We start from the raw sequence: 12,920 nt of genomic DNA on the forward strand, positions 1-12,920 counted from the left end.
CGAATCAGTGCCACTTGATCAGACACGAATCACCTTGTCCATAACTTAATGGATCGTGAATCTCCGTTGCTGACCGAGAGTCAATTAGCGCAGGGATCTTTCAACAATATCCTTAACGTCAGTCGAAAGACCTTTCATCTCAGAGAGTTGAGCCAAAGCAGCGCGGGCCTTCTCGCGCCGTCCGCTGTCGAAACAGCGCCAGGACCGGAAGGCCGTGGCGATGCGCGCGGCGACCTGCGGATTGAGTTCGTCGAGGGCCTGAATCATTTCCGCCACGAAAGCGTAACCGGCCCCGTCCGCGCGGTTGAAGCCGATCTGGTTGCCGGCGGCAAAAGCACCGATGAGCGCGCGCGCGCGGTTCGGATTGGCGAGGCGGAAGGCGGGATGGGCGGTCAGCGCCCGCACCGTTGCGAGCGCCGAAGGCGAGGGCACGGTCGCCTGCAGCGAGAACCATTTGTCGATGACGAGGGCGTTGGTCTCGAAACGGCTGTAGAAGGCGGCGAGCGCGTCGCGCGTCGCGTCGTCCTCGGGGAAGCGGTGGCAGAGCATCGTCAGCGCCGCGAACTGCTCGGTCATGTTGTCGGCCGTCCGGAACTGCTGCACCGCGCGATCCGGCGTGCCGCTGGCGGCCAGGAGAAAGTCGAGCAGCACCGAGGCCAGCGCCCGGCGGCCGGCGCTATCGGCATCCGGCGAAAACGCGCCTTGGCGCGCGAGGCCGGCAAAGAGCGGCGCGAAGCGCTTTTCGCCCTGCCGCCCGATCGCCGTGACCACGGCATCGCGGGCGATGTGGATGGCGTCCGGATCGACGTTCTCCCCTAGCAGCCGGGCGATGTCCGCCTCGCTCGGCAGCGACAGCGCCTGCGCCCGCAGCGCCGGCTCCAGCGTCTCGTCCAGCGCCGTGGCGATCAGCGCCTCGGCGATGGCGGGGTTGAGGCGCACCGGGTTGCCGCCGCGGGCGTCGATGGTGGCGGCCTGCAGCGCCTCGCCGACGAGGTCGGAGAGGGCGCGCCAGCGGTTGAACGGATTGCCGTCGAGGCGGGCGAGCGCCAGCCGGTCGCGCTCGCGCTGGCTGGTGCGCAGCGCTACCGCGGCGGAGAAGTCGCGCAGGATCGACAGATAGGGACGCTCGCCCAAGCCCTCGAAGACGATGGTCGTCTCCGCGTCGCGCAGATGGATGACGTCGCCCTCGACCGGCGCGCCGTCGCGCGGCGCCGGCACGAGGTCCTGGCCATTGGCGCCGACGAGGCCGAAGCGCACGGGAATGTGCATCGGCAGCGTGCCGGTGCCGGCCGGTCCCTGCGCCAGATGCTGGCCGAGCGTCAGCGTCAGCTCGCCCCGGTCCGCGTCGAAACGCTCTTCCACCTTGAGCACGGGGGTGCCGGCCTGGCTGTACCAGAGCGCGAACTGGGTGAGATCGGCGCCGGTGGCTTCGACGAAGCAGGCGAGGAAATCCTCGATCGTCGCGGCATCCCCATCATGACGCGCAAAATAGAGGTCCATGCCGGCGCGAAAGCCTGCCTGGCCGACGATGGTGGCGATCATCCGCACCAGTTCCGCGCCCTTGTCGTAGATCGTCGCGGTGTAGAAGTTGGAGATCTCGCGGTACTCGCTCGGTCGCACCGGATGCTGCAGCGGGCCCTGGTCTTCCGGAAACTGGTGCGCCGTGAGCCCGCGCACCGACGCGATGCGCTTGACCGCGGCGGAGCGCTCGTCCGCCGAGAATTCCTGGTCGCGGTAAACGGTCAGGCCTTCCTTCAGGCAGAGCTGGAACCAGTCGCGGCAGGTGATGCGGTTGCCGGTCCAGTTGTGGAAGTATTCGTGCGCGATCACGGTCTCGACGCCGGCATAGTCGCCGTCGGTGGCGGTCTCGGAGTCCAGAAGCACGTATTTGTGGTTGAAGACGTTGAGGCCCTTGTTCTCCATCGCCCCCATGTTGAAGTCGGAGATGGCGACGATGGAGAAGACGTCGAGATCGTATTCGCGGCCGAAACGCTGCTCGTCCCAGACCATCGAACGCTTCAGCGCGTCCATGGCGTAGAGCGCCTCATGGGCGCGGCCCTTCTCCGTGTAGATGTCGAGCGCGACGCGCCGGCCGCTCATGGTGGTGAAGTGGTCGCCGAGCCGGTCGAGGTCGCCGGCGACGAGGGCGAAGAGATAGGACGGCTTCGGGAAGGGATCGTCCCAGACGGCGAAGTGGCGGCCGCCGTCGAGAAGGCCGTGCTCGGCCGGATTGCCGTTGGACAGGAGCACCGGCGCCTCGGCCTTGTCGGCCTCGACGCGCACGCGGTAGGTCGCCAGCACGTCGGGCCGGTCGAGGAAATAGGTGATGCGGCGAAAGCCCTCGGCCTCGCACTGCGTGCACCAGACGCCGCCGGAGCGGTAGAGCCCCATCAGCTGGGTGTTCAGCTGCGGCTGCAGCCGGGTCTCGATGGCCAAGGTGAAGCTGCCGCTTTCCGGCAGGCCGCGGATCGTCAGGCCCTGCGGCGTCGCGTCATACTGCGACGGGTCGACGGGCGTTCCGTCGAGGGCGAGAGAGACGAGGGCGAGCTCGTCGCCGTCGAGCACGAGGTCGGCGGTCGCCGGCGCGCCGGCGCGGCGCTCCAGCTGGAGCACCGTCAGAACATCGGCGTGTTCGGCAAACAGCTGCACCCGCATGTCGACCGTGGCGAGCTGGAAGTCTGTCGGGCGATAGTCCGTCAGGCGGATGACCTGGTCCTGATCGGGTCGAAGCATGAGGGAAGTCCTTCGGAAATCATCGGGTTTTTCCCGGGGATAGACGCTGGCAACAGATTTGCCAATCGGCGCGGCCGCCGCGATCATTCGCAGGCGGAAGCATTCGGTCTCGACGCGAAGCGATTTGCACCATACCTATTGTCGTCTCGTCTTCGCCCGTTTCGGGCCTGCCGCCGGTCGCGCTTCCCGACAGCGTACCGCGGCGCGTTCAAGGAGCCTCCCGCATGACCATCATGACGCCGAAATTCGGTCTCGGCGCTTCCGTGCTGCGCAAGGAAGACGACGCCTTCATCCGCGGCAACGGCCAGTATACGGACGACGAGACGCGCGAAGGGCTGCTGCACGCCGTCGTGGTGCGCTCGCCCTATGCGCATGCCACCTTCGTCGTCGGCGATCTCGCTGCCGTGCGCGAGGCGCCCGGCGTGCGGCTCGTCCTCACCCATGCCGACATCGCCGATCTCGGCGAGCTGCCCTGCCAGGCGCTGGTCGGTCAGGCCGACGGGTCGAAGTTCGACCCGCGCGACACGCCGATGCTGTGCCGGGATACGGTCCGCCACGTCGGCGACGCCGTCGCCTTCGTCGTCGCCGAGACGGCGATGCAGGCGCGCGACGCGGCCGAGCTGTTCGAGATCGAGTACACGCCGCTGCCGGCCGTGTCCGACATCGCCGCGGCGCGCCGCGAGGGTGCGCCGAAGGTCTGGGAGAACAAGCCGAGCAACGTCGCCGGCGTGATGCACGAGGGCGACAAGGCGAAGGTGCAGGCCGCCTTCGTCGAGGCCGCCCATGTCACCGCCATCGAGCTCGTGCAGAACCGCCTGGTCTGCAACTACATGGAAGTGCGTTCCGCCGTCGGCGAATACGATGCCGCCAGCGGCAAGTATCTGCTGACCACCGGCAGCCAGGGCGTCCACGGCATGCGCGACACGCTGGCCGAGGACGTGCTGAAGGTCGGCAAGGACAAGATCCGCGTCGTCACCCGCGATGTCGGCGGCGGTTTTGGCACCAAGGCCTTCCTCTACCGCGAGCACGCGCTGGTCCTGGTCGCGGCCGAGCGCCTCGGCGCGCCGGTGAAGTGCACCGCCGACCGCTCCGAGCATTTCGTCTCCGACACGCATGGCCGCGACAACGTCGTGTCGGCGCGCATGGCGATGGACAAGGACGGAAAATTCCTCGGCCTGCAGATCGATCTGCACGCCAATCTCGGCGCCTATTCCTCGCAATACGGCCCGATGATTCCCTGGTTCGGCATGTCGATGGCGACCGGCCTCTACGACATCCCCGTCGTCGACGTCGACTGCCACTCCTACTACACCAATACCGTGCCGATCGACGCCTATCGCGGCGCCGGGCGTCCGGAAGCGGCCTATCTGATCGAGCGCCTGGTCGATTCCTGCGCCATCGAGATGGGCCTCGGCCGCGACGAGATCCGCCGCCGCAACTTCATCCGGCCGGACCAGCTGCCCTACACCACCCCGCTCGGCCGCATGTACGACACCGGCGACTTTTCCGGCCACCTGACAGAGGCGATGCGCCAGGCCGATTGGGAGAGCTTCGAGTCCCGCCGCGTGGCCGCCAAGGCCGAGGGGAAACTGCTCGGCATCGGCCTTGCCACCTATGTCGAGGCCTGCGCCTTCCCCGGCTCCGAGCCGGCCTATGTCGAGCTGATGCCGTCCGGACGGGTTGAGCTGAAGATCGGCACGCAGTCGAACGGCCAGGGGCACGCCACGGCCTATGCGCAGTTCGTCGGCGAGGCTTTGAAGCTCGACTACGACATGATCGACGTGCGCCAGGGCGACACCGACGACACGCCGACCGGCGGCGGCACCGGCGGCTCGCGCTCGATCCCGCTCGGCGCCGTATCGGTGCGCCGCGCGTCGGAGAGCCTCGCCGACAAGCTGCGGAAACTCGCCGCGGACGAGCTGGAATCGGCCGCCGGCGACATCGAGCTCGAGGGCGGCGAAGCCCGCATCGTCGGCACCGACCGCGCTATCGGCTTCGCCGCGCTGGCCGCGCTCGCCAAATCGGCCGACGACCTGAAGGCAGTCGGCGAGTTCAAGCAGACGGAAGCGACCTACCCGAACGGCACGCATGTCGCCGAGGTCGAGATCGAGGAAGAGACCGGCGCGGTGAAGCTTTCCCGCTACACCATCGTCGACGATTTCGGCGTGACGGTGAACCCGATCCTCCTCGCCGGCCAGATCCACGGCGGCGTGGCGCAGGGTATCGGCCAGGCGCTGGTCGAGAACGCCGTCTACGATGCGGAAGGACAGCTCGTCACCGCCAGCTTCATGGACTACGCCATGCCGCGCGCCGGCGACTTTCCCTTCTTCGACTTCAAGACCCGCAACGTGCCGTCGACCACCAACGCCCTCGGCATCAAGGGCGCGGGCGAGGCCGGCACGATCGGCGCGGCCCCGGCGGTGATGAATGCCGTCCAGGACGCACTGCGCCATGCCGGGGCCGGCCATCTCGACATGCCGGCGACGCCCCTGCGGGTCTGGGAAGCGTTGAACGCCGCGGGCTGACGCGCCCGCCGGACAGGTCAGCTTCGGGCGAGGGCCGCGTGCCATCACAGGCGCGCGACTTCGATCGAAGCTCCTGGCGCGGTTTCGCATCCACCGCTTCGCCATCCCGGACCTGTCCGGGTTCGTCATCCCGGGCTTGACCCGGGATCCATTCCAAACCGCCGGACGGGACATGCGTTCGTGCGACCTCGGCCTCTTCTCTGCGGCATTCCGGACACGTCTCGGAATGGATCCCAAGCCCGGGATGACGAGCCGGAGAAGCCGCTGACGAAGGACATTCCCTATCGGGGCGTCCGGAAGGCATGACGTCCCATGGACAGAGCGATCGCGACGGCCCCCAATCCGACGCGCGGAATCCTCCTCAAGATCATCTCCGTGGTCGTCTTCGTCGGCATGCAGACGTCCATCAAGTTGGCGGGTGAGGGCATTCCCGCCGGCCAGATCGTCTTCTTCCGCTCGTTCTTCGCGCTGATTCCGGTCGTCGCCTATCTCGCCTGGCTCGGCGACCTCAGGACGGCGCTGAAGACCGACGATCTCCCCGGCCATCTCGGCCGCGGCCTCATCGGCGTCACCTCGATGTCGCTCGGCTTCTTCGCGCTGACCAAGCTGCCCTATCCCGAATGGATCTCGATCACCTATGCCGCGCCGCTGTTGACGGTGGTCTTCGCGGCGGTCTTCCTCAAGGAGGTGGTGCGGCTGTACCGCTGGACGGCGGTGATCGTCGGGCTGGTCGGCATCATGGTCGTGTCGCTGCCGAAACTGACGCTGATGGGCGCGGGCCTGGAGACGGGTGAAACCATCGGCATCCTCGCCGCGCTCGCCTCCTCGGTCGTCGCCGCCGTCGCGATGATCCAGATCCGTCGCCTGGTGCGGCGCGAGAAGACCGCGACCATCGTCATCTACTTCTCGCTGACCTCGAGCGGCATCGCGCTTCTGTCCATCCCCTTCGGCTGGGTAATGCCGACGGGCGAGCAGACGCTGTTCCTCGTCCTGTCCGGATTGTGCGGCGGCGTCGGCCAGCTGCTTCTGACCGCCTGCTACCGCCAGGCCGACGCCTCGACCATCGCGCCCTTCGAATACACTTCGCTGATCCTCGCCATCGCGATCGGCTGGTTCCTGTTCGGCGAGGAGGTCTCGGCGACGACGCTGCTCGGCGGCCTGATCGTCGTCGGCGCGGGGATCTACATCATCTACCGCGAACGCCGCCTCGGCATCGAACGCGGCAAGGCGCGCAAGGTCTCGCCGCCGCCGGGCTAGCAAAGGGCGCTTCGAACGCCGCGCAAGAGCGCCACTGAGCTGGTAGAATCCGCGGCAAGCTGGTGAAAAGACAGGTTTTTTGCCGATGGCGTGGATTGCCGGGCTGCCGTTCAGCAGGTGTTAACGAAGGCAAGGCAAACGGGTCCCGTCGTAGCGGGAAGGTGTCCTTATGAAATTTCGGAACAACGATGAATTCACGCTGGCCGGCAAGCTGGCGGTGGGCTTCGCCATGCTCGCCGGCGTCGGACTGCTCGGCAGCGTCATTGCCTTCGCGCCCCCCTCGGAAATCGAGAAGGCGCGCGAGGTCCATGACCTGAACAAGGCGGAGAAGGAGCGGGCGAACCAGGAAGCGATGGCGCGGGAATACAGCCGCCGCCTGAACGGCGGCTGAGCTCCAGCCGCCGCTCGAGACCCGGTCCCGCCCGAGACCGGCCCCGCATGAGACCGGCAAGCATCCGCCGTTCCGGCGGCTTCCTCTCCCGTCAGTCGAGCTGGCGCACCGCGCCGCGGGCGGCGCTGGTGGCGAACTTCGCGTAGGCCTTCAGCGCCGTCGTCACCTTGCGCTTGCGGATCTCGGCCGGGTGGAAACCCTTCTCGGCCTGCGCCTGGCGGCGTTCGGCGAGCACGGCGTCCTCGACCGCGAGATGGATCTTGCGGTTCGGGATGTCGATCTCGATGATGTCGCCCTCTTCGACCAGCCCGATCGTGCCGCCCTCGGCCGCTTCCGGCGAGACATGGCCGATGGAGAGGCCCGAGGAGCCGCCGGAAAAACGCCCGTCGGTGACGAGGGCGCAGGCCTTCCCCAGGCCCTTCGACTTCAGATAGCTCGTGGGATAGAGCATTTCCTGCATGCCCGGGCCGCCGCGCGGGCCTTCATAGCGGATCAGCACCACGTCGCCGGGATTGATCTTGTTGGTCAGGATCGCCTGGACGGAGGAATCCTGGCTCTCGAAGATGCGCGCCGGGCCGGAGAAGGTGAGGACCGAGGCGTCGACGCCGGCCGTCTTCACGATGCAGCCGTCCTCGGCGAGATTGCCGTAGAGCACGGCAAGGCCCCCATCGGTGGAATAGGCGTGCTCGAGATTGCGGATGACGCCGGTCTCGCGGTCCGAGTCGACCGTGTCGAAGCGGCGCTCCTGGCTGAAGGCGACCTGCGTCGGCACGCCGCCGGGCGCCGCGCGGTAGAAATCGTGGACCATGCGGCTGTCGGTGCGCATCACGTCCCAGCGGTCGAGCGCCGCGCCGAGATTCTCGGCGTGGATCGAGCCGGCCTCGGTGTGGATCAGGCCGGCGCGGTCGAGTTCGCCGAGAATGGCGAGCATGCCGCCGGCCCGGTGGACATCCTCCATGTGGACATTGGCGACGGCGGGCGCGACCTTGCACAGCACCGGCACGCGGCGCGACAGCCGGTCGATGTCGGCCATGGTGAAGTCGACCTCGCCCTCGTGCGCGGCGGCCAGGAGATGCAGGACGGTGTTCGTCGATCCGCCCATGGCGATGTCGAGCGTCATGGCGTTTTCGAAGGCCTGAAAGCTCGCGATCGCGCGCGGCAGGACGCTGAAATCGTCCTGCTCGTAATGGCGCTTGGCGAGATCGACGATGAGATGACCGGCCTCGACGAAGAGGCGGCGGCGGTCGGCATGGGTGGCGAGCGTCGAGCCGTTGCCGGGCAGCGACAGGCCGAGCGCCTCGGTCAGGCAGTTCATCGAATTGGCGGTGAACATGCCCGAACACGAGCCGCAGGTGGGGCAGGCTGAGCGCTCGATGGTGGCGACGTCCTCGTCGGAGATGCGCTCATCGGCGGCCGCGACCATGGCATCGACGAGATCGAGCTTCTTCTCGGTGTTGTCAGGCCAGATCACCTTGCCGGCCTCCATCGGCCCGCCCGAGACGAAGACGACGGGGATGTTGAGCCGCAGCGCCGCCATCAGCATGCCCGGCGTGATCTTGTCGCAGTTGGAGATGCAGACCATGGCATCGGCGCAGTGGGCGTTGACCATGTACTCGACCGAGTCGGCGATCAGCTCGCGCGAGGGCAGCGAGTAGAGCATGCCGTCGTGACCCATCGCGATGCCGTCGTCGACGGCGATGGTGTTGAACTCCTTGGCGACGCCGCCGGCCGCCTCGATTTCGCGCGCGACGAGCTGGCCGAGGTCCTTCAGGTGGACGTGGCCCGGCACGAACTGCGTGAACGAGTTCACCACCGCGATGATCGGCTTGCCGAAATCGGCATCCTTCATGCCCGTGGCGCGCCACAGGCCGCGGGCGCCGGCCATGTTGCGGCCGTGCGTGGTGGTGCGGGAACGGTAGGCGGGCATGACGCATCCTGTCTGCTGCTGCGAGGTGTACCGGGGATTACACCTGATTGCGCTGGGTGCCAATCTTGCAGTGCAGCAAAAAGGGTGGGCGACGGAGAAGAGTGGCGGCGAAGGTAAGGTTGGGGATGATATCTTCTTCTCGGAAAAGCGCTTTTCTGATCCGGATCGGTTATTTCAACGCTTCGGCATGGGTCCTCGGGTCAAGCCCGAGGATGACTACCATCAGGGGTTTGCGTCCTTCGAATTAAACCGCAATCCCGCCCGACCCCGGGAAATCGTCGAGCGCTCCCTCGCGACATAGTCATCCTCGGGCTTGACCCGAGGACCCACGCCGAGACGCCGAAGCCGCCGATCCGGATCAGGATTTGAACCAATCCGCTCGCTGGCGAAAACGCCGCGCCTACTCCGCCGGTTTCTGCTCCGCCAGATCCGCGCGCGGATCCAGCGCAAAGCTTGCCGGCGTCTGTGTCCGGGCGAGCGGCGTCGTCCGGAAGTCGCCGCGTTCCTCGACCGGCGGGGCGTTGCGGCGGAAGGTGCGGTAGTAGGCGTAGCCGGCGAAGATGGCGTGCGCCGTGCCGGTCGCGGCGAAGATGCCGGAGGGGCCAAAAGTTTCCATCAGCCAGGCGGCGAGCAGCGGGCCGCCCATGGTGCCAAAGCCGTAGAGGATGAGGAGGCCGCCCGAGACCTTCACGAAATCCTCCGGCTTGGCGTAGTCGTTGGCATGCGCGACGGTCAGCGAATAGGCGGGATAGATCACCCCGCCGAGGCCGAAGGCGATGGCGAACAGCACCAGCGGATCGTGGCTGCGCAAGGCGAGGCCGACGACGGCGATGGCCACGCCGACGAGGCCGGCGACGGTCATGACATAGCGCCGGTCCATGCGGTCGGAGATCCGGCCGAGTGGGTACTGGAAGGCGATGCCGCCGGCCATGGTGGCGGCCAAGAGCGTGGCGATCTCGGTGTTCGAGAAGCCAAAACGCTGGCCGAGCACCGGCGACATGTTGTTCCAGGCGCCCGACAGGACTCCCGCGAGGAACACGCCGACGGCGGCGGCCGGCGAGTTGCGGTAGATCATCGCAAGGTCCAGCGAGGTCGTCGTCAGCGGTTTCGGCGAGGGCGCCTTCGACAGCGCCGTCGGGATGACGGCGAGCGCGAAGAGGATGGCGCAGAGCATGAAGGGCGTCGTCAGCTGGGGGCTCGTCGCCGCCATGATGTACTGGCCGCCGATCATCGCCGACATCGAGACGATCATGTAGAAGGAAAAGACCCGGCCGCGCGTCTCGTTGGTGACGCGCTCGTTCAGCCAGCTCTCGATGATCATGTAGCTGCCGGCCAGCGCGAAGCCGGCAATGCCGCGGATCAGGATCCAGGCGACGGGGTGGACGATCATCGCCAGCATCAGGACGCCGATGGCGAGCAGCGCGCAGAGGCTGGAGAAGGTCCTGACATGCCCGGCCTGGCGCACGATCAGCGGCACGACGAGACAGCCGACGGTGAAGGCGATGGCGTAGCCCGTGCCCATGAAGCCGATCTCGTAGCTCGACCAGCCCTCGATCGAACCGCGCACCGGCAGGAGAATGCCCTGCAGGCCGGCGCCCGCCATCACGAAGAAGGTGGAGATGAGCAGCGAGACGATCGGCAGCAGCGCGGACATGAAGAGGGCCTTGGGGCAGGAAGGATTGCCGGGGGGCGGCAGAAGGGCGGCCGGCCTCAGACTAGGACCGATGCGGCGCGCGGTACGTCGGGTTTGCGACTTTGCCGTGACCGCTATCCGACATTGCCGCCCGGCGCCAGTCCGCGACCGATGCGCCGGCGTCATAGGGGCCTTGCGGAAGCGGTGGACGCCGCCCAGGCCGCAGATGAATACACGCCGGCGCGCTCGCGATGGAACCTGGGGCGGGCTCGGGCTCGCTTTGGCACCTCGGGCAAGCAGCCGGCTGCGCGGCCATGACGCGGCGCCGGCGCTCTCGGCCGCCTTCGGCATTGCCGGCCTGCGCCGGGGCGCCCGATCTCAGTTGGAATCGCGGACGGCGGCGTTCCGGCCGGCGGAATCGTCACGCCCCGACGACGGACGGGAGCGGGTCGGCGATTCGGACAGAGGCCGTCCCTGATCGGCTCAGCCGAGTTCGGAAAGCCGTGCCTTCAACGCCAGGAGATCGCGCCAGGCGAGCTTCTTCTGCGCCGGCTGGCGCAGGAGATAGGCCGGGTGCAGCATTGGCAGGGTCGGGATGGTCTCTTCCGGCAGCAGGCCGAAGGCATAGGAATGCCAGGTGCCGCGCAGCCGCAAAATACCCTCGTCGGTCTTCAGGATCACCTTGGCGGCCGGCGATCCCAAGCAGACGAGGATTTTGGGCCTCACCAGCTCGATCTGGCGGGCGATGAAGGGCAGGCACATCTCGGTCTCGATCGGCGTCGGCGGCCGGTTGCCGGGCGGCCGCCACGGCACGGCATTGGTGACGCGCACCGCCTCGCGCTCCAGCCCGATCGAGGCGAGCATGCGGTTGAGCAGCTGCCCGGACTTGCCGACGAAAGGCTCGCCCGCAATGTCCTCCTCGCGGCCGGGCGCCTCGCCGACGAACATCACATCGGCGTCCGGATTGCCATCGCCGAAGACGAGCTGCGTCGCCGTCAGCCGGAGATTGCAGCCGGTGAAGCCGGCGAGCGCCTCGCGCAATTCGTCGAGCGTCGCGGCCGACGCCGCGCGGCTGTGCGCCTCCGCCACGGCGATCTCGTCCGGCACCGCGACGGCGAGGGCGGGAAAGCCGTCGACCGTCGGCGGCGGCGCGGGGGGCGCCTCGCGTCGGGGTGTCGAGGGGGCAGACAGGGACCGCCCGGGCTCGCGCCCGTCCCGTGAAGGTGCCGCGCTTTCGGGCGCCCGCCGCGCCGCCCGGCTCTCGATCTCGGCCGCCGTCTCGGCGAAACGGTCGCGCGGCGCGTCGAGGACGATCGTGTCGATCCCGGCCTCGCCATACCATTCGAGCAGCGCCAGCGCGGCGTCTCGGGGGCTGGCGGGGGGAAGGTGCGGGGTCATGCGGCTCTCTTAGCGTATGGCGGGGCGGCGGGCAAAGCGGGGGGGGGGGGAAGGACTTGCAATGCATACATTGCTTTGGATGCAGGCTTGGGCATGATGCCGAAGCCTGAGCCTGAAAGCTCGTCATCCCGGGCTTGACCCGGGATCCATTCCAAACCCTGGGAGCATGATCGCCAGGCAGGCCTGCACCGGAATAGTGGATCCAGCGCCTCGGCATGGATCCCGGCTCAAGGCCGGGATGACGAGTGGAGAGGCGTTTAGCCCGCACTTTCACATCGCCTCTTGGTCATGATGGGGACGGCGGTGTCCGTCCAAAGCAGTTCTTCCATTGGGGATGAATTTTTGGATCACGCTCCGCACATCTGCAGGGGAGGCGAAGCGGCCGGCATCGGCGTCCCTCAACCCTGTCTTGATCTTCTCCATCTGCCAGGCTGTCACCCCCGCCGTCGCCTCGCCGGGCAGCGGCGTGACGGCATCGGGTGTGGTGATGCGGACGTCGGTCTGGTTCATCAGGCGATGATGCCACGAAACCGCCGGGCCCTGTATGGTCCGGAAATTCCATTTGGCGTCACCGGCCGACTGGCAGCGTCATCCGGCCCGACGATCCTGATCGCACCAGGGATTGCCGCTGTTCGGCCAGGCCTGGGACAGGCCCTCGTCGATGAGGACCTGTCCCGCATCGCGCCCGTCCCCGAGCGTGATGGTGACCAGCGCCCTCCCGTGATTGTCGCTTCCCTGCCGATCGAGGGCGTAGCCGGCCGACATGAGCTGGCGCAGCCGGTCGCGCGCGCGGGTGCCGATCTGCCGTTCTCGGGGGCAGGCGGCATGGTCGATCTCGGGCGTGTCGATCCCGGCGGTTCGCCACTTCATGCCATCGTGCCAGCCCGTGTCGCCATCGACCAGACAGGTCACCTTGCGCTTGGCGCGGTCGCCCCCCGAACAGACGGGAACCGACCGAGCGATCACGGAGGGCGCAGGCCGGCTGGGAAGACCGGTGGCGACGAGGTCGGGAGACGCGTCGCTCGTAGCGCTGAAAGCGGTCGTGGCGTAGGCATG

The 12,920-nt window shown here is 67.7% G+C and carries 10 protein-coding genes; 4 read left to right on the forward strand and 6 right to left on the reverse strand.

The genetic code is table 11. The features are described 5' to 3' along the window. Positions 1-84: 84 nt before the first annotated feature. Positions 85-2,733: an aminopeptidase N gene (gene pepN, locus IEX88_RS07250; protein ID WP_188849928.1), complete on the reverse strand. Its 2,649-nt coding sequence runs from the start codon at positions 2,731-2,733 to the stop codon at positions 85-87. A gap of 224 nt (positions 2,734-2,957) precedes the next feature. Between pepN and IEX88_RS07255 the strand changes: the two genes are divergently transcribed. The 3 genes from IEX88_RS07255 to IEX88_RS07265 all read left to right on the forward strand — a co-directional run bounded on the left by IEX88_RS07255 (position 2,958) and on the right by IEX88_RS07265 (position 6,906). Then, positions 2,958-5,258, forward strand: coding sequence for a xanthine dehydrogenase family protein molybdopterin-binding subunit (locus tag IEX88_RS07255; RefSeq protein WP_188849929.1), 2,301 nt, complete (start codon positions 2,958-2,960; stop codon positions 5,256-5,258). Positions 5,259-5,570: 312 nt separating this feature from the next. Continuing rightward, positions 5,571-6,515, forward strand: a complete 945-nt coding sequence (locus IEX88_RS07260) for a DMT family transporter (protein WP_188849930.1) — start codon at positions 5,571-5,573, stop codon at positions 6,513-6,515. 169 nt (positions 6,516-6,684) lie between these two features. Further along, complete coding sequence (locus tag IEX88_RS07265; protein ID WP_188849931.1) at positions 6,685-6,906, forward strand: hypothetical protein; 222 nt, start codon at positions 6,685-6,687, stop codon at positions 6,904-6,906. Between the two features lie 91 nt (positions 6,907-6,997). Here IEX88_RS07265 and ilvD read toward each other — a convergent pair whose 3' ends face one another. Then, positions 6,998-8,833, reverse strand: a complete 1,836-nt coding sequence (gene ilvD / locus IEX88_RS07270) for a dihydroxy-acid dehydratase (protein ID WP_188849932.1) — start codon at positions 8,831-8,833, stop codon at positions 6,998-7,000. Between ilvD and IEX88_RS07275 the strand changes: the two genes are divergently transcribed. Next, entirely contained in the window at positions 8,832-9,134 is a 303-nt protein-coding gene (locus IEX88_RS07275) for a hypothetical protein (protein ID WP_188849933.1), read from the forward strand. The two genes, ilvD and IEX88_RS07275, sit on opposite strands and share 2 nt — an antisense overlap. A gap of 99 nt (positions 9,135-9,233) precedes the next feature. Here IEX88_RS07275 and IEX88_RS07280 read toward each other — a convergent pair whose 3' ends face one another. From IEX88_RS07280 to IEX88_RS07295, 4 genes are all read right to left on the reverse strand, one after another. Continuing rightward, the gene (locus IEX88_RS07280) at positions 9,234-10,487 is read right to left on the reverse strand and encodes an MFS transporter (protein WP_188849934.1); all 1,254 of its coding nucleotides are present in this window, start codon (positions 10,485-10,487) and stop codon (positions 9,234-9,236) included. 462 nt (positions 10,488-10,949) lie between these two features. Next, positions 10,950-11,864 carry a uracil-DNA glycosylase gene (locus tag IEX88_RS07285; RefSeq protein ID WP_188849935.1) on the reverse strand — a complete coding sequence of 305 codons (915 nt, stop codon included), beginning with the start codon at positions 11,862-11,864 and terminating at the stop codon, positions 10,950-10,952. A 270-nt stretch (positions 11,865-12,134) separates the two neighbouring features. After that, a complete protein-coding gene (locus IEX88_RS07290; RefSeq protein ID WP_188849936.1) occupies positions 12,135-12,374 on the reverse strand; it encodes a hypothetical protein in 240 nt (79 codons plus the stop codon). Positions 12,375-12,452: 78 nt separating this feature from the next. Continuing rightward, positions 12,453-12,830 (reverse strand): thermonuclease family protein, encoded by a 378-nt coding sequence (locus IEX88_RS07295; RefSeq protein WP_188849937.1) that lies wholly within the window; start codon positions 12,828-12,830, stop codon positions 12,453-12,455. Positions 12,831-12,920 lie beyond the last annotated feature (90 nt).

The sequence above is a fragment of the Aureimonas glaciei genome, from assembly GCF_014643375.1.
In the GTDB taxonomy this organism is placed as follows: domain Bacteria; phylum Pseudomonadota; class Alphaproteobacteria; order Rhizobiales; family Rhizobiaceae; genus Plantimonas; species Plantimonas glaciei.

Coding starts and splice junctions, on each gene's coding strand:
- IEX88_RS07255 (WP_188849929.1), top strand. CDS start 2,958: ATGACCATCATGACGCCGAAATTCGGTCTCGGCGCTTCCGTGCTGCGC.
- pepN (WP_188849928.1), bottom strand. CDS start 2,733: ATGCTTCGACCCGATCAGGACCAGGTCATCCGCCTGACGGACTATCGC.
- IEX88_RS07285 (WP_188849935.1), bottom strand. CDS start 11,864: ATGACCCCGCACCTTCCCCCCGCCAGCCCCCGAGACGCCGCGCTGGCG.
- IEX88_RS07265 (WP_188849931.1), top strand. CDS start 6,685: ATGAAATTTCGGAACAACGATGAATTCACGCTGGCCGGCAAGCTGGCG.
- IEX88_RS07260 (WP_188849930.1), top strand. CDS start 5,571: ATGGACAGAGCGATCGCGACGGCCCCCAATCCGACGCGCGGAATCCTC.
- IEX88_RS07275 (WP_188849933.1), top strand. CDS start 8,832: ATGACGCATCCTGTCTGCTGCTGCGAGGTGTACCGGGGATTACACCTG.
- ilvD (WP_188849932.1), bottom strand. CDS start 8,833: ATGCCCGCCTACCGTTCCCGCACCACCACGCACGGCCGCAACATGGCC.
- IEX88_RS07290 (WP_188849936.1), bottom strand. CDS start 12,374: ATGAACCAGACCGACGTCCGCATCACCACACCCGATGCCGTCACGCCG.
- IEX88_RS07280 (WP_188849934.1), bottom strand. CDS start 10,487: ATGTCCGCGCTGCTGCCGATCGTCTCGCTGCTCATCTCCACCTTCTTC.